Origin of the sequence: Myroides albus, from assembly GCF_009711045.1 — a bacterium.
In the GTDB taxonomy this organism is placed as follows: Bacteria; Bacteroidota; Bacteroidia; order Flavobacteriales; family Flavobacteriaceae; genus Flavobacterium; species Flavobacterium album_A.
Map to the genome: position 1 here is coordinate 1 of NZ_WMJX01000022.1, position 17,386 is coordinate 17,386.

A 17,386-nucleotide genomic window follows, 5' to 3' on the forward strand; every position below is an offset into this window, starting at 1 on the left:
ATTTATCAGGACTTCTAAACGAGTAGGTTAGATAATCTAGCGCTAGGAGTAAATCTTGTTCAATATCGACTAATACCACTTGATAGGGCTTTTTAGAAATAGTAGTATTTGACTTATAATCGGTTGAGGTCGTGTAGGGAATATCTCCATAGAGTTGTACTAGATTTTGATAGTATAGCGCTCTAAGCGTATAGGCTTCTCCCAACAATGTTTTTTTCATTTNATATCTCCATAGAGTTGTACTAGATTTTGATAGTATAGCGCTCTAAGCGTATAGGCTTCTCCCAACAATGTTTTTTTCATTTCTTGTTCAATGTAAGGAGATTGTGTTAAACCTTCAATAAAAGCATTGATGGCATACATATCTTGATAAGCATTATTCCACCATAGTATAGTTTCTTGACCACTTGCTTGTATCATATTTAGATAATAATTATTATCCGATGTTCCAATGTGTTCAAGTTCATCGTCATATAAACTTAAACTGTGATGTATCCCTGTTGGACTTTTAGATAAAAAAGCATTATTTCTAATATTGGTATATAAATAAGTTAAAGCTGCTTTTGTAGTAGAAATATCTTTGTAAACATCTTCTTTATTAACCATATTAGTAGGTGAATCAACTTCAATCATACGCTCACAAGAAGTCAAAATACTTGCAAGTAAAGCAATAGTCATTGAGACAATTGCGCCTATATTTATTCTGTTTATTTTCATAACAATAGTTTTAAAAAATTAATTGCATTCCAAAGGCATACGTACGTAGCGGAGGTAGATATCCAAAGGTTGTGAATTCTGGATCCATTCCTTTGTAAGAAGTTATTGTCCAAAGGTTTTGTCCTTGCAGGTAAATTCTCAATGATTCTATGTGAGCTCTTGGGATTTTTAAAACATAAGAAAGAGATACATTTTTTAATCTGATATAAGAAGCATCACTAATAGTGGCATCACTTCGTTTAAATGGGGTAGCGAGTTTATTAAGATCACTATTTCTATAACCAGCAGGCATGTAGGTTCCATTTGGGTTAGATGCAGACCATCGATCTGTCATCTGTATAGGTTGATTAACAATAGCAGCACCAGCTACATTGTAGTATTGATTTAGGTTGTAGTTTTCCTGCTTTTTAAAGTAAAACAAAAAGTCTAGAGTAAAATTCTTGTAAGAAATTGTGTTTTGTAAACCTCCATAGAATTTTGGATTAAGATTTTTTATTACCTGCTGATCTTGAGCGTTAATAATACCATTATCATCAAAATCTTTAAAAGTAAATTTCCCTGTATCTGGATCAATACCTTCATATTGATAGAGTTTAACGATGTTTAATGGTTCTCCTACAACATAAAAACTACTTTGAGTTCCTTGTTCAAGCCCAGGATAGGATACTAATACGTTTTTAGGAAAAGATATATTAAAATTTGTAGACCATTTCCAATCAACAGTACTAATGTTATTAGTGTTAAGTGTAAACTCCCAACCTTTGTTTTCAACTACAGCAGGTGAATTCATTAAAATAGTGGAGAATCCAGTAGTTGTAGGTAGTGTCATTCCAACTAGTTGATCTGTAGATCGGTTGTTGTAATAAGCAATAGAAGTATTGATCCTATTCTGCAAAAAACTAAGTTCTAAAGCTGTTTCAAACTTGGTCGTTTTTTCCCATTTATAACTTGTATTGTGTAATGAGGTAGGGGATAATCCTGTTTCTGCGTTGTATTGAGGAGTAAATACAGTATAGGAGTCTAGATATGCATAGTCTCCAATATTATCACTCCCAGTTATCCCATAACTAGAGCGTAGTTTTCCAAAGGATAACCAGGTTAGATTTTTAGCAAAAGATTCTTCTGAGAATATCCAAGCGGCACCAAGGGCACCAAAGTTTCCAAAGCGGTTATTTTCAGCAAAACGCGAAGAGCCGTCTCTTCGTCCAGTTAAGTTTAGATAATATTTGTTGTCATATTGATAATTAATACGCGTGAATAAGGCAGCATATTTATATTGTGCTTTTGATGATATTCCTATGTATTTATCCTTTGCTGCACTAATATTTCTGATGAGTGCATTTGAAGAGAAATTTCTACCACTAATATTTTGATTATCTGATTCTGTGGATTGCAAAGTAGAACCAACTAAGAGCTCAAAAGTGTGTTTGTTCCAACTCTTTTTGTAGTTTAATTGGGGCTCTACAATGAATGATTGGCTCTGACTGGTAGCTAAAGAAGATTCAGACATTTCACTGGTATATTCATCACTAGGATTGAAAACAGTATGAGGGATGATATTTCTTTCTTCAAGATTATTCGTTGTCAGCCCAGTATTTATTCTAAAATCTAAATTTTTAAAAAGGCTGTAAGAGAGGTTCATATTAAGTATTAGTGAATTTGTTTTGTTTTCATAGGAACCTTCTAATTGAGCTAATGGATTGGTAAAGGTTCCCTCTTGCCAATTGAGATTCCCATTTTGATCATGTAAGGCTGGCGCATTGGGAGCTAAGGTCAATGCTTGTCTTGTTAGATCCATTGTTGGTAGATTATTGCTTTGGTTTGAGTAGGAAGTAGACAGGTTAAGGTGTAATTTATTGTCTTGACTTTGATGATTAATTCCTATTAAAACAGAGTTTCTTTTATATCCTTTATCAATCGGAAATACTGTATTGGAATTATTATGATTTAGATTAATATTAAAATGAGTTAGATTACTACCTCCATTTATTCCCAGAGAGATGTCTTGGGTTGTTGCTGTTTTTCCAATTAATTCTTTCTGCCAATTGGTATAGCGATCTCGATCCCAAGTACCGTTTAAATCATACGCATTAACAGGAAGAGTAGTAGTACCACTATTAGCAAAAGCTTCTTCGCGCATTTGTATATATTGCTGTGTATTCATAAGTTCCATGTATTTGGGTACTTTGCTAAAACTAGTTGCAGATGATACGGTAAAGCGAGTTGTTTCTGATTTACCTTTTTTAGTGGTTATAAGCACTACACCGTTGGCTCCACGTGAACCATAGATAGCTGTGGCATCCGCATCTTTTAAAACTTCAATACTTTCTATATCATTTGGATTTATGGCATTAAGTGGAGATATTCCATTTTGCAGTATCTCAATACCTGTATTTCCACTTGATAGACCAAGGGCATCTGAGAGAAAAGGAACACCATCAATGATATAAAGAGGGTTGTTTCTACCAGAGAGTTTATCTCCCATAAAATTTCTTCCTCGTATTTCTATATCCATATTACCTCCTGCAACACCACTGCTTTGTGTAATATCCACACCAGCTACTCTTCCTTGAATAGCTTGTAATGGATTCACCACTGGCTGAAACTCGATATCCTTAGCTGTCACTCTTGCAATACTTCCAGTGCGCTCTCGATCTTTTACAGAGTAGTACCCAGCATTAACAATAACTTCGTCTAAAAGTTGATCATTAACCTCTAATGTTACATTAAAAAAGTTCTGATTTGTTATTTTTATTAATTGCGTCTTGTAACCAATTAGTGAGATTTCTAAGAAAAGCTCTTTGTCAGTGTTTGATTGTTTTGGAATATCAATTGTAAAACTACCATCAAGACTAGTTGTTACAGCTTTATTTGTTGATTTTATCTTTACTATCACTCCTGCTAATGGACCTAAATCATCATTAACAACGCCTTTAATCTCACGAAAATAGTCTTGATTAATTTTATTGGAATTAGAATTAGGTTTGTTAGTTAAGATAACTTGATTGTCCATTATAGTGTAGTTAATTGTAGAGTTTTTAAAGAGTTTTTTTAGTACTTCTTCTACATTTAGATTATCTACTTGAAGAACTTTTTTCTCATTTACGTTGACTTCATTTGTATTATAAATAAAACGATATTCAGACGACTCTTCAATAATCTCAAGTATTTCATGTAGAGGTATGTTTATAACATCTACTGAAATTTTTGATTGAGAATAGGTGTTTGTTGCAAATAAATTAAGTGCAAAAACAAAGGAAAAAATAAAGGATAGTTTCATTTTTAACTCGAGTTTTAACAGAGGAATTCCTCTACTTCTTAATAAAGAATTTTTCATATATTTGAAATAGTTAAAGGTTGTTACTTAGGTAATAATCACATTGTAAACACTGGTTATTTTGCCGAATAGCCAGTGTTTTTATTTAATAATAATTTTATTGTTTTTAATGGTATATTCTATGGCAAATACTTCATTGAAGTATGTCATTATCTCTTGTATTGTTTTATTATCAAATGAAGCTGTAAAGACTGTATTTGCTAATTCTTTGTTTTGATTAACAATCTCTACATTAAAGCTTCGTTCTAAGGTTTTAATTATTTGATCAAAGCTTTGGTTTCTGAAGATTAATTCTCCACTGATCCATCCTAAGTATAGTCGGGTATTGACATTTTCAACTTGGATTTTTGAGGTAGAATTCTCTAGGCTTACTTTTTGTCCTGGTGTAACTTCTGCTTTTTTATCTTGTTGTGAAGTACTTGAAAACTCAACTTTACCATGAGTTAAAACAAGCGAAGTATAGTTCTGTTTTTCATATTCAGAGAACAAGAACTTAGTACCAAGAACTCTAACTTTTGCATTTTTTGATTCAACTAAAAAAGGTTTATCACTTTTTTGTATTTCAAAATAGGCTTCACCTGTTATAGAGACTTCTCTGTTTTTAAGATTTTGAAAACTTGTTGGAAACTCAATGCTTGTTTGTGCATTTAAAAATACCTTTGTTCCATCTGAGAGAACCAATGAAAAGGTTTTACCTTTTGGTACAATAAGCTTATTTAGTTGCATTTGAGTAGTACTTGGATCAACAGTCATTGTTTTATCTTCAACTTTAGCTAGTGCTTGACCATTTTCATCAAATATTGTTTCACTATCTGTATCATTTATTTGAATTTGTTTTCCTTGAGAGGATACAATTGTTATACTTTCTTGGTTAATATTAATAGACTGCTTTGTTAGGGAAAAAGGCTGAAATACAATAATTAAAACACAAGCTATTATTGCAAAGGGAAGCACTGTGGTTAATAATGTTTTTTTTAATTTTTTAGCTCTTTTTCTTTTTGTGATAAAGTAACTTATACGTTTAAGGGCTAAATCCTTATCAAATGACTTTATAACATTATCAGCAATAAAGTCATTTTCAATAATTCTTTGTATTGTTTGATTGTCATCATTGGTTTGTAAGAGTTTTAAAAGTTCTTGTTTTTCTTGGGGCGTAATTGACCTTGAAATATATTTCAACATTAATATTTCTGTTCTATTTTCTTTCATTTCACTAGCTTTTATACTCTTATTACGTCTGACTAAAGTAATACCCTATGTTTTTTTAAGTTTTTTTTTAGTTTTTATTGATAAATTATTTAGTATAAAAAAAGGCTATCCCAATTTCTTTGTGTTTACAAGAAAAAGGAATAGCCTACTGCAAATTATTATCTTAGAATTCAAAAGGTAGAAAATAGCACTTAGCTAACTAACTAATAATTGATTTGAAGAAAATTGATTTGACTTGTGCTAAAAACTAAAATTGATTTAGTTGTGATACTTTCTTTTAAGCAGTGCCTTGTGTTTTCATAGATAATGTAAGTAATAAAGTTCGCAGTTTGTAATAAAAAAAAGAATTTTCATTTATATTTTGATGATAAATGTTAAATACATCATTTAGCAATTAATTTTATATATATTTGGATTTCAACATTTATTTCTAGTATTTATTAATCATATTTCACTTTATAGTTAGTAACGTTACATTTTTACATAACCCTATGTTTGAATGTTTTTTTATTTTTTTTCTTATGAATAACCTTACTACAGATACGGAATTAGTTGAAATGATTGTCCTAAGTAATGAAAAGGCATTTACCTTGTTGATTGAAAAATATTATCAATCACTATGTGTTTATGCCTATAAGCTTATTGGTAATGAAGAAGCTCAAGATTTAGTACAAAATGTATTTATGAAAATTTGGATTAAGAGACTAAAGCTCAATCCAGAGGCAAATATTAAGAACTTACTTTATAAGTCTGTTTTTAATGAGTTTGTAGATACCTATCGCAAGAATAAGAAGCTTGAGCCTTTAGAATATCAATGCTTGAAAGTAATCAATGCTTATGTGGAAACAAATTCTCAAGAAGACCTAGAACTTGCTATAAATTTAATGCAAAGGGAGATAGATAACTTACCTAACAAAAGTAAAGAAGTCTTTATTTTAAGTAAACGTCAAGGATTAACAAATCAAGAGATTGCAGATTATTTAAATATTTCTTTAAAAACTGTTGAAGCTCATATTTCAAAGTCATATAGTATTTTAAAGAAAAGATTAGGAGAGAATACCAATATACTTCTTTTCCTAGTTTTTGGTCGAGTTAATTAAATTTCGGTAAAAGAAAAGTTTTTCTTGACATATGTAAAAACTACAGCATGTTGTAATATTTAATATTACCTTACAAACCTTCTAATAGTGACAAAGATTGTTAGCTATTAGAGGTTTTAGATAATGTGACTATCTGTTTACTTCAAAAAACATATAATATTTAGTGATCTAATTTTGTAAGAAATTTTAAAAGAGATAATCTAATGTGCGGCTTTTATTGTCAATAACAGATGTTGTTTTTTTTGAATTTTCTCTCTTTGTTACTTTTATATAACGCAATAGGGGGTGAAATATGTCACAATAAGGGATAAAATGTCATTTTAGGGGATAAATTTATCTTAGATCATTATAGAACTTTGTTTTAGTAGAATACACCCTTTTATACTACTTTATGTAAAACAATTTAGTTTATCACTTTAAATTAGCTACTTAAAGTGACTTATTACTGATTAATTCTATAGGCCAATAGAGTTAACTATTAGATTGTGTTTTTAAGTTAACCTAAAGCAAAGCAGTGTGTTTTGTTCAAATATAATATGGCTAAAGACAAGGTGTTTTTAGTTTAACATCAAAAAGCAGAAAAAATGAAAAATTATATTAAAAACCTATTCACAGGATTAGCTGTTATTGCAATGCTGAGTGTAGGTGCATTCACAGTGAATGCTAGCGAATTAAAAAAAGATTCCCAGAAAGAGAGTCCTGTTGTAGAATCAATTGAAACAGTAAAAGCTGAAAATGGATATAGTGGAAAGATTTATTATAGATATTTAAATGAATCTGAAGAATATGTCTATGAATTGATTGATAATGTTGAACAAAGTGATTGTACAGAGTTGATCTCTAATGAGAGGTGTACAACTTTCGTTGACGGTATACAAAGAAATCTTTGGGGAGAATTAGCTCCGGGACATTACATCCCACTTTATAAAGAAATGTAATATTTAAAGTAATATAGGGAAGCTGGTAAAGCTTCCCTATTGTTTTTATAAATAACTTTTTGAGTACTTATTTAAGTTTAACCCATTTTCAATCCATTGAATGTCTTTATTGTTTTTTAAATGGTAATCAAACCAATCAATAATTCTGTAGGTTAAATCAATGTTAGCTTTAGCTTCGTTTTTCTGTCTTGAAAGATTGTGTGCAATTTTATTATAAAATAGAGCTATGACAGGTTTTTTTTCACGTTTTAAAGCTAGAAACATTTTTTGTGTATTTTTCCACGGTACATTGATATCCTCTAACCCTGTCCATAATAGTATTGGTGTATTGATTTTATATGCGTTTAGTAGAGGAGAGTTTTTATAATATTTTTCAGGGTTTTCTGAATATTTTTGGTTGAAATTTAATTGGACTTTTTCAGTGCGATACCAATCAGGCATAAGTCTCATATAACTATATGCAAAATTAAACTGTCCTAAGATATCATATAAACCTGCTCCTGCTATAGCTGCTTTAAATATATCTGTTCCTGTAATAATAGCTGCAGATTTATACCCTCCGAAAGAGTGGCCAATAATTCCAAGATTTTCCTTATCAATTGCATGCTCAACAATTAATGCTTTTTCTACGGCATTTACAGTACAGTCAATAGCACTTATAGTAGCACCTTCTTCGCTTACATAAGTTTGTGCTTGAAGAACAAAGTAACCTTTTTCAGATAAGAGTGTTGGGTTAAATCCTGAATGTGATGCAACTGGTAAGGGGGTAGTAAAATAATTCAGACTATTGGAAAAAGTTAAATCATATACATTTACAATCATGGGGTATTTTTTATTAGGATTGTAATCCTTTGGATATAATAAGGAACCATGTAAGGTTACTTTATGTTTGTCCGAGTATGTAAATTCTACTTTTTTTCTCCAAGAATATAAGTCGGGATCTATCGGTGAGTTTATTAGTTCTTTGATCTTCCTTCCTTGTAGTATTAGTATTTTAGGAGGAAGATTATAATTCTCTATTGAAAACAATACGGCATTTGCTTTATCAGAATAGGGATTATTGAAGTTAGTTTGTAAATTAATAATGTTATCGGTCTCGTAGATATGTTGTAGGTTATCTTTTTCATATATATAGATTCTATTATCTGTTTGTGAATTTACATAAAAGTAAAGAGGACTTTTTAGATTTAAAAACTGTGAATTATTCTCTTTTTGTTTATTATTGATTAGATATATTTTTTGTCCTTGATTTGCTTTTATAAACTCTCCAATTTCTCTTATTTTTTTATCTTCTATATTAAAAATCTTTAGAATAGAGTTACTGGCGTAGATGATTGATTTTGAATCTTTAGACCATATTGGTGTTAAATTAACTTTTTCAGATTTACCTTTTATTATTGGAGTCTTTTTTAATGTTTCAAAACTTAATATTTCCCATTGTGCATCATCACTAGTTTTAGGATATAACAAATGTTTGTTGTCTTTTGACAAAGAAAATACTTTACTTGTTGTTGTTGTTAGTAAGGCTATATTTTTTAGTTTTTTTATATCAAATAAGTGATAGTCTATAATAGCATTAGAAGTTGAGAAGTCTTGTTTTAAGTATGGGTTGAATGATAATAAAAAACCTGGTACGCCTATATTTAAATAATTTGTATCATTGGAGGTATCTAATTGGGTTAAAATATTTTCTGCAGTTTTATATACAAAAGCTTTTTGTAGTGTAATGTATTTAAGGGAAAAAGAGCTTGGTATTAAATGCTTTGAGTTTGTTTGCCAAATATCAATGTATTGAGTCTCTGGTATAGGCTGGTTCGTTATTTCGTTAAAACTAATAAAAAGATCGTTGTTTGAAAAAAAACTAATATCAATAGCACTTGTTTTTTCAGGAAAAGGTATTTTAATTTCAGATATGTTATAAGTATTTAGATCCACGAGTTTAAACTTGTTTTTATTAGATTTTATTAGAAAAGCATCTTGTTGAATATTCCATTGTAACTTTTCAATACTGTAATCTATTGAAGTTATTTTTTTTATACTAAAATCTGAAAGATTGACATGAAGTATCTTATTGTCTTTACTAAGTAGAATTAAATGCTTTGAGTTCTTACTTAAATAAAAGCTTTGAATATTACTTTTTGTAAGTATTATTTTATTACGATTTAACTTTTCATTTAGTTGCATAATACTAACATCAAATTCATTATTTAGATATATAAGTAATTGATTTTGTTTACTTACATCGAAATTTTTAATATTAGAAATAACTAAAGAGTCATTGTGATTTAAAGTATGTACAATTATTTTTCCATTGTCTTTAGCAATAAAAAGGCCATCGTCTAAGAAGTAATCATAGAAATGATCTAAGTGTGAAAACTCTTTTTTTTCCTTAGTTTTTGTATTTACAAAGTATGTTTTATTAGACTTAGAACTTGTATTGTCTGTCTGAGAAATAATCGCCCATTTACCATCAGGTGATAATTTAGTAGGAATTACTGTATTCCAAAATGATTTTTCATTGATTGAATCATTATTATCTTGTGCTTTTAGACTATGTAAAGCACAAATAATTACCAACAAAATGATATATAGATTTAAGTTTTTATTCATGATTAGAGTTCTAAATTAATGATTGTATCTTGAGTGATAAAAAAATGCTTTCTTAAATTAAATGCATCAATAATTATCTGAGAATTTTCAGGTGTTTCTATGAAGAACTGTCCTAAGCTATCTGTTAAGTGATGAATAGAAGTATTATTAGTATTGTTCTGATATAAAAGACTAATATCTTTATTCACTAAGGGTTCATGTGTATTAGAGCTAGTTATTCTACCGGCTACTCTTACTATTTTATCAGGATTTATTTTAGAGATATGTTTTTCAAATATTTCAAAGCCGTTGTTTTGATATTGCTTTCTTTGTGATATGTATCTCTCAGGCGTTTCTTCTAGTTCAATATTGAGTGTTTGATTATGAGTAAAGCCTGTAAAGAAATTAGGTTTTTTGTAAAGAATATCTGGTGGCAATAAAACTAAGGTATCATTCTTGTCTATTGTGATTCTGTAGTAACCATCTTTATTTACAAAAACTCTTTCATTTTCTCCATATGCTGTTTGACTTTTAAGTTCTTTAACAAACGACCATTTATTTTTAATATTCATTGTTGTTAAACCAATAGGTGGATAGTCACGATCTTTAACTGTAACTTTTCCTTGAATAGTAATGGACCCATCATTATTAGTCTGTTTTATAGGTTCATTGATATTGTCTTTTTCTATTGAATGTTGACAAGACATCAATGTTATGCTTATAGCACACAATATTATTGGTTTTATCATTGCAGTATAATTCATGTTAGTATCCAGGATTGTTAGGTAAAAGGTTTTTATTTATTTGTATTTGACTTGATGGTATTGGAAATAAATCATGGTAAGGCCTAAAATTTGGTTTACTCTGAGTTAATTCATTTAGTTTTCCAGCTCTTTTTAAACTAAAGAATCGTCTACCATTCTCAGTATAAAACTCCTTTAAGTCTTCTTCAAGAATTGCATTTATTGTTTCTTGCTTACTTAGAGTTAAGGAAAGGTCTGAAAGTCCTCTTTTTTGTCTTAATTGATTTAAGACAGTTAAAGCCTGTTCTTGTTTTTCTTGCATTGTTAATGCAAAAGCTAAGTCTATATATATTTGCTCTATTCTATATAGAATTGAAAACTCATCAAGATTGTTTGTTTTGTTTTTGTATTTATAAACTTGATAAAACGTTTGATCATTAATTATGATCTTATTTAACCAATGTTGTTTTCTTTTATCATTGTCATCAAATAGGCTAAGTACTTTTTTAGATAAAACGGAACTTGAAGTGGTAAAATTTGAAAAGATGTATAATGTAGCTTCAGGTGTTGCGCTATTTGCAGTTAAAAACAATGGGCTAAACTGCCAAATAGTACTTGTAGCCTCTTTTTTAAAAGTGTTAAGTAAATCATCTTCAATTTTGTATTGTTGTCTATCTATTATTGAACTTGCTAGTTCTTCTGCTTCTTGGTATTTTTTTTGAAGTATATAATTTTCAATTAGTAGTAGCTCTGGTACAGTTTTATTGATATAGAATTTATCTTTATTTGTATAGGTATAATCTAAATATTCTATAGCTTGATTAAGGTCTAATTCTATTTTGGTAAGTACATCGAGATACGTGGTTTTTGAGATGTTTTTGTTTTCCAGATAGTTGGTGGAAGTTGTATAGGGTATATCACCATATAGTTGTGCTAAATAATGATAGTACAATGCTCTTAAGGTTAGAGCTTCTCCTAACATTTTTTGTTTTAGTTCAATGGAAATAGCATCTGTATTTGTAACACCTTGAATGAAGTCATTTATTGCGTATAAATGTTGATATGAAGTATTCCACCATGATGTACTTTGTGAGTTATTATCTGAAAATGTATTTAAATACATCTCTGAGCCAGAGATATTTGTACCATAATAATCTAAGGCATCAGTATATATCGATAGGTTAAAGGAAATTCCACTACCACTTTTATTTAATAATGAGTTATTTGAAAGATTCAAATAAAGGTTGTTTAATGCTGCTTTAGTTGTAGATAGATCGTTGTATACATCAGTTTTGTCAATTTGAGTAGTAGAGGAATCAATATCTACAAGTTTGGTACATGAACTTGTAGATATTACTAATAAAAACAGGTAAAGTGATATTAGTGTTTTGTATGTTAAAATATATGTTTTCATGTTGTTTTTTATTAAAAGGTTAATTGAGCACTAAATGAAATTGTTCTAAGTGGTGGTAGGTAACCAAATGATACAAATTCCGGATCCATACCTTTGTAGGAAGTAATAGTCCATAGGTTTTGTCCTTGTAATGAAAGTCTTAGCGATTCTACTTTAATTTTTGGTATTTTCATTACATATGATAGAGCTACGTTTTTTAATCTGATATATGAAGCATCAGATATTGTAGCGTCACTTTCTGTATAGTTTATTTGTAAACTGTTTTTGGGATTATTGTATATAGCTGGCATGTATGTTGCATTTGGATTGCTACTTGAATGATAATCATTCATAGCAGAAGGAAGATTAAGCATAGCTGCTCCAGGAGAGTTGTAATACTTGTTGATATTGTAGTTGTCTTTTTTAACGAAATAGAAGAGAAAATCTAAACTTAAGTTTTTGTAAGAAATTGTATTGTGTAATCCTCCGTGAAATTTTGGTGCTAAACTCACAGTATGTTCTTTATCAAGTGATGTTATTTTTCCATCTCCATTGTAATCATAAAAGGTAAACTCACCTGTTTTTGGATCTAATCCTTGATATTTATACATTTTTATAATTTGAATCGGTTTACCAATAACATATTTACTACTTTCAGTTCCTTGTTCAAGGCCAGGGTAGGATACTAGTTCATTTTTAGGAAATGAAAGGTTAAAATCTGTAGTCCAAGAAAAGTTTTTAGTTTTTATATTTTGACTAAAAATTGAAAACTCCCATCCTTTATTTTCAACCACAGCAGGTGAATTTCCAGATATACTATTAAAGCCCGTTGTGGATGGTAGAGTTGTACCTATTAATTGATCTGATGATCGATTATTATAATAAGCAATTGATGAACTTAATCGATCATTAAAAAAACTAAGTTCCGTTGCTATTTCAAACTTTGTTGTGTTTTCCCATTTAAATTTTGGATTATATAGAGCGGTAGGGCTTAAAGTTACTTGATCATTATATTGATATCTATTAATTGTATAGGTATCTAGGTAAGCATAGTCACCGATATTATCACTACCTGTTATTCCATAACTTGTTCTTAGTTTACCAAATGAAAGCCATGAGATATTTTTAGCAAAATTTTCTTTGGAGAATATCCAAGCAGCACCTATAGCTCCGAAGTTTCCAAATTTATAGTCATCTCCAAACCTACTAGAGCCATCACGACGAGCAGTTAAGTTTACTATATATTTTTGTGCATACATGTAATTTATTCTAGCAAACACTGAGGCATATTTGTATTGGTTTTTTCCAGTAGAAACTATAAGTTGTTCTTTGGCTGCTCCAATATTTTTTATAAACGCATTTGAACTAAAATTTTTCGCCCTAATTTGATCAGATTCGTTGTCATTTTGTTGATAAGAGAATCCTATTAAAGTGTTTAAGCTATGTTTTTTAAATGAAAGATTGTAAGCGAGTTGTGGTTCAATAATGAAGCTTTGGCTTTTTTGGTTTGATAGGTTTGACTCTGAACGTTCACTCGTGAGATTTGCAGCAGGATTAAATATTGTGTGTGGAATAAGTACTCTTTCTTCAAGGTGATTATTTGTATAACCAATATTGATTTTAGCATTTAAGTTTTTAATTAATGTATAAGATATACTTGAATTAAGAATAATTGTTGATGTTTTATTCTCATAAGAACTCTTGAGATTAGCCATTGGATTTCTAAAAGTTCCATCTTGCCAGTTTATTTCTCCATTTTTGTCATATAGTGAAGGTGCATTTGGAGCAAGGGTTAATGATTGTTTTGTCAGGTCTGCAGTTGGCAAGTTATTACTCTGGTTAGAGTATAGTGTAGATGAGTTTACAGAAAGTTTTCTGTTTTTACTCATATAATTATAGCTCATAAGTGCAGAGTTTCTTTTATACCCTTTATCTGTTGGAAAGACTGTTGTGCTTTCACTATGTGAGTAGTTAATGTTGAAGTTTGAGAACTCATTACCACCTCTTATTCCTAATGAGGTTTCTTGAGCCGTTGCTGTATCTCCAATTAATTCTTTCTGCCAATTGGTATATCTGTTTTTATCCCAAACTCCATTTATATCATAGGCATTAGCAGGAAAACTTGCATTAGCATTCAAATATGCTTCTTCACGCATTTTGATATATTGTTGGGTATTCATCATGTCTAAAAACTTAGGCACTTTACTAAAACTTGTAGTAGAACTTATAGTGAAACTAGTTTTTGATTGTGTTCCTTTTTTCGTTGTTATAAGTACTACTCCATTAGCTCCACGAGATCCATAGATGGCTGTAGCATCAGCATCTTTTAATATCTCTATACTTTCTATATCACTTGGGTTTATTGCATTTAAGGGACTTATTTTAGCTTGTAATATTTCGTATGATAAGTTGCCATTGTTTGTACCTAATGCATCGGATAGAAATGGAACTCCGTCAATTATATAAAAAGGATTGTTTCTGCCAGAATTTTGCAACCCCATAAAATTCTGTCCTCTAATTTCTATGTCTATTCCACCGCCAGGTACCCCTGAGTGTTCTGTTATGGAAACTCCGGGTGTTCTTCCTTGAAGTGCTTGTAATGGATTATTTATTGGTTGAAGCTCTATATCTTTTGCCGTTACACGTGCTATACTACCGGTACGTTCTCTATCTTTTACAGAGTAGTACCCTGCGTTGACAACAATCTCATCAAGTGTACTTGTTTTTTGATTTAAGACTATATTGAAGTTGTTTCCACTTTGATAAGTAATAGTTTTATCTTCAAATCCAATCATTGAGAAAACTAGGGTTTGTCCTTTAGCTACCTCAATTGTGAATTTACCATCTAAATCAGTTGAGGTAGCTACGTTTGTTTGCTTGACTATAACGTGAACTCCTGGAAGCGCTCCGTAATTGTCTTTAACTAGGCCAGTTACTTTGTTTTTTTTATTTTGATCAAAGTCAGTAAGGTTTGCATCAAAATTTACGGCATGTGTGTTATAGGTGAGTAGTATACTTAGAAAAAGTGCCATCCTATAACCGATTTTGATTGTGTAATTTAGTTTCATAATGTTTATAATTGATTGGATACACTAGTTTTAATCATTAAGATTTTTATTGCCGTTAAGTATCACTAGGGTATCTCTTTAGTTAGTTAATAATATTTATAGACTATCTCTAGCCTCTATAGCATGTCTCCCAAAATGCTTTATCTAAGAGACAAGAGATAGTCATAGGACTTAATAGCGCTTTTCAAAATCCCTTTGACCAGCGCATTGTGTTGTTTTTAGTGCCCTTAGCTAAACTATCTTTCCCGTTCTAACTTTATGAATTTTGGATTACTTTACTGTTAAAGAAGTTTATGCTAAGAGCTAAGTGTTTCATAATTAAATAGTTTTAGTGGTTAATAAATAGCATTAATAGATTTGCTTCTACGGCAATTTTTTAAATAAACTAACACTATAGCCTTGTTGTCGAATGGATGATTATTGTTGTTGTTTAATTGTGGATTAAGGCAATAGCTATCCTGTACACTGAAAAAAGAGTTGTCTTTTTACGGTATACTAATTATCTGTAGTATTACAATTCAATGAATTTTAAGGTAGATTTTACCTATGTCTTATCTTTTAGCAGCGCGCTATATGTAATTGTGATAATTAAGGACATAATAGATAGTTTAGTTTTATAGTTGTTGTTTGTCTTTAATGCTTAATTGACCATTACTTTTTATTTGCTTGATCAATTAAAAAGTAATGGTGTTTGTCTGTATGCCATTTAGCTTCCCGCTAAAGTATGCATGAAGTGGTTTGATATATTAAACTTGTTAAGCAGTACTAACTAATTCACTAATTCAATTTTATATCAAAGTTTGTCTGCTTGTAAAAGTGAGTTTATTGGTAAGAAAATAAAGTTTAGGACGTTAATATCACAATTGTAAATAATCACTTTAACAAGTTTGTTTTTTCATAGTAATTACTTGGTTTAGTTTGGTTAATAATTGTTTTTTTGTAATAAAAAATAATTGAAAATTCTCGAATAGGATTATTCGATAAGTCCTTTAAGGAAGTGGTATTGCTTTTATAAAAAAAAACACTTATACCTTGTATTTTAATCTCTTAATGCCTAATTGGGAGACTGGCATGAATAAGAGATTTAGTATTATTTAAGCATAAAAGATATAAATCCAATGCTTTAGTTTCACTGAGATAGCCTAGCAATTAATTGCTAGACTATCACTTTTGTTGCAACCTTTTGCTTTTAGACTTGCTTAAAAATGTATCTGTTTTGGAAAACAGCAAGAAAGGAATTACTTTTAGAGTGCGAATCTTAAAAATAGAAAAAACCAATCTTAGGTAAAGCTATGTCTTTAACCAAAGGTTAGGGTAGTGTATTATAGGAAACAACCTTTTTTTACACCACTTAGTATGTGAGTGATAATATTGTCTATTCACATATAAACAACCCTTTTTATTTATAAGAATTGTTAGCGATGTTATTAAACAAAATCGCACACATAGATTATATAAACGATGTATTGTATAGTCGATTAGCCATGTAAATCTTTACATGGGAATATCTGCATACAATCAAGTCGTAGGTGTCCTAAATTCTAAATGAGAAAACTCATTGAATATAAAAGTATACGTGAGTATTACTCGTATGTAATGCAAAAATATAAACCTTTTTGCATAGAGTGATTTTACGGATACTCTATTCTGTATTGTAGGATTTTACACTACGATAACATCGTTGAAAACGATAGAAAGCTTAATAGCTACATCTATATAAAAGCAAATATAGTAAAAAAAACATTAAACACAAAAAAGATTTGATTTTAAATCCATTTTGTGTTTAATATAAAGTATTGGAAAGTTTATGTCTTATAAGAAGTTGATTGGTAAAAAACTGAGAAGTAAAAGAGATTCTCTTAATCTAACAAAAGAAAATATAGTTGATTTGACAGGTGTTTCGAAAAGTAGTATATCTAAAGTTGAAAATGGAACAGCTAAAGATATTGACTTTTATGTGAAGTATGCTAAAGCAGTTGACTATGCTCTAAGTGAGTTAATGGATGTTAGTTTAAATTCTGTTACAATCTACAAACTAAAAGCAGATTTAAAGCAAAAAGTTAACCTAACAGCTAAAGTACGTAAATTAGTAGTTAGTAAATATTTCGCTGACTATAGAACAGTAGCTGAGATTAAGGAGAAAATGCAAAGTGATAAACTTATTGATGTATCAGTTACAAGTGGTGCTATATCAAATGTTTTGAATAATCTAAGAAAAGAAGGAATTGTGATTTCCATATCCAATGGTAGAAAGAACCTATATAAGAGAAAATAATTTAAATTCATCTGCTA

General features: G+C 29.8%; 11 protein-coding genes. 3 read left to right on the forward strand and 8 right to left on the reverse strand.

Annotation, left to right across the window (positions count from 1 at the left end; translation table 11 throughout):
• From GJV76_RS10425 to GJV76_RS10440, 4 genes are all read right to left on the reverse strand, one after another.
• The coding region (locus GJV76_RS10425) for a RagB/SusD family nutrient uptake outer membrane protein (protein ID WP_196216223.1) at window positions 1-220 on the reverse strand (220 nt) is incomplete at its 3' end.
• The gene (locus tag GJV76_RS10430) at window positions 217-717 is read right to left on the reverse strand and encodes a RagB/SusD family nutrient uptake outer membrane protein (protein WP_155092558.1); all 501 of its coding nucleotides are present in this window, start codon (window positions 715-717) and stop codon (window positions 217-219) included. The genes GJV76_RS10425 and GJV76_RS10430, both read right to left, overlap by 4 nt.
• Window positions 718-727: 10 nt before the next feature.
• Complete coding sequence (locus GJV76_RS10435) at window positions 728-4,054, reverse strand: TonB-dependent receptor (RefSeq protein WP_230381534.1); 3,327 nt, start codon at window positions 4,052-4,054, stop codon at window positions 728-730.
• Between the two features lie 81 nt (window positions 4,055-4,135).
• Window positions 4,136-5,263 (reverse strand): FecR family protein, encoded by a 1,128-nt coding sequence (locus GJV76_RS10440; RefSeq protein ID WP_155092559.1) that lies wholly within the window; start codon window positions 5,261-5,263, stop codon window positions 4,136-4,138.
• 521 nt (window positions 5,264-5,784) lie between these two features.
• Here GJV76_RS10440 and GJV76_RS10445 point away from each other — a divergent pair.
• Complete coding sequence (locus tag GJV76_RS10445) at window positions 5,785-6,363, forward strand: RNA polymerase sigma factor (RefSeq protein ID WP_160340158.1); 579 nt, start codon at window positions 5,785-5,787, stop codon at window positions 6,361-6,363.
• 584 nt (window positions 6,364-6,947) lie between these two features.
• Complete coding sequence (locus GJV76_RS10450) at window positions 6,948-7,301, forward strand: hypothetical protein (RefSeq protein ID WP_155092561.1); 354 nt, start codon at window positions 6,948-6,950, stop codon at window positions 7,299-7,301.
• A gap of 45 nt (window positions 7,302-7,346) precedes the next feature.
• Here GJV76_RS10450 and GJV76_RS10455 read toward each other — a convergent pair whose 3' ends face one another.
• From GJV76_RS10455 to GJV76_RS10470, 4 genes are read right to left on the reverse strand one after another with little or no spacing between them, the layout of a single operon-like run.
• Window positions 7,347-9,911 carry an alpha/beta hydrolase family protein gene (locus tag GJV76_RS10455; protein ID WP_155092562.1) on the reverse strand — a complete coding sequence of 855 codons (2,565 nt, stop codon included), beginning with the start codon at window positions 9,909-9,911 and terminating at the stop codon, window positions 7,347-7,349.
• A 2-nt stretch (window positions 9,912-9,913) separates the two neighbouring features.
• Window positions 9,914-10,654, reverse strand: coding sequence for a hypothetical protein (locus tag GJV76_RS10460; protein ID WP_155092563.1), 741 nt, complete (start codon window positions 10,652-10,654; stop codon window positions 9,914-9,916).
• Between the two features lies 1 nt (window position 10,655).
• Window positions 10,656-12,047: a RagB/SusD family nutrient uptake outer membrane protein gene (locus GJV76_RS10465; RefSeq protein ID WP_155092564.1), complete on the reverse strand. Its 1,392-nt coding sequence runs from the start codon at window positions 12,045-12,047 to the stop codon at window positions 10,656-10,658.
• Between the two features lie 11 nt (window positions 12,048-12,058).
• Window positions 12,059-15,094, reverse strand: coding sequence for a SusC/RagA family TonB-linked outer membrane protein (locus GJV76_RS10470; RefSeq protein WP_155092565.1), 3,036 nt, complete (start codon window positions 15,092-15,094; stop codon window positions 12,059-12,061).
• A 1,807-nt stretch (window positions 15,095-16,901) separates the two neighbouring features.
• On the opposite strand from GJV76_RS10470, the gene GJV76_RS10475 reads away from it, so the two are divergent.
• A complete protein-coding gene (locus GJV76_RS10475; RefSeq protein WP_155092566.1) occupies window positions 16,902-17,369 on the forward strand; it encodes a helix-turn-helix domain-containing protein in 468 nt (155 codons plus the stop codon).
• Window positions 17,370-17,386: the final 17 nt, after the last annotated feature.

Excerpts from the sequence above, each read along its gene's own strand:
- GJV76_RS10435 (WP_230381534.1), bottom strand. The coding sequence starts at position 4,054 with ATGAAAAATTCTTTATTAAGAAGTAGAGGAATTCCTCTGTTAAAACTC.
- GJV76_RS10440 (WP_155092559.1), bottom strand. The coding sequence starts at position 5,263 with ATGAAAGAAAATAGAACAGAAATATTAATGTTGAAATATATTTCAAGG.
- GJV76_RS10445 (WP_160340158.1), top strand. The coding sequence starts at position 5,785 with ATGAATAACCTTACTACAGATACGGAATTAGTTGAAATGATTGTCCTA.
- GJV76_RS10450 (WP_155092561.1), top strand. The coding sequence starts at position 6,948 with ATGAAAAATTATATTAAAAACCTATTCACAGGATTAGCTGTTATTGCA.
- GJV76_RS10455 (WP_155092562.1), bottom strand. The coding sequence starts at position 9,911 with ATGAATAAAAACTTAAATCTATATATCATTTTGTTGGTAATTATTTGT.
- GJV76_RS10460 (WP_155092563.1), bottom strand. The coding sequence starts at position 10,654 with ATGAATTATACTGCAATGATAAAACCAATAATATTGTGTGCTATAAGC.
- GJV76_RS10465 (WP_155092564.1), bottom strand. The coding sequence starts at position 12,047 with ATGAAAACATATATTTTAACATACAAAACACTAATATCACTTTACCTG.
- GJV76_RS10470 (WP_155092565.1), bottom strand. The coding sequence starts at position 15,094 with ATGAAACTAAATTACACAATCAAAATCGGTTATAGGATGGCACTTTTT.
- GJV76_RS10475 (WP_155092566.1), top strand. The coding sequence starts at position 16,902 with ATGTCTTATAAGAAGTTGATTGGTAAAAAACTGAGAAGTAAAAGAGAT.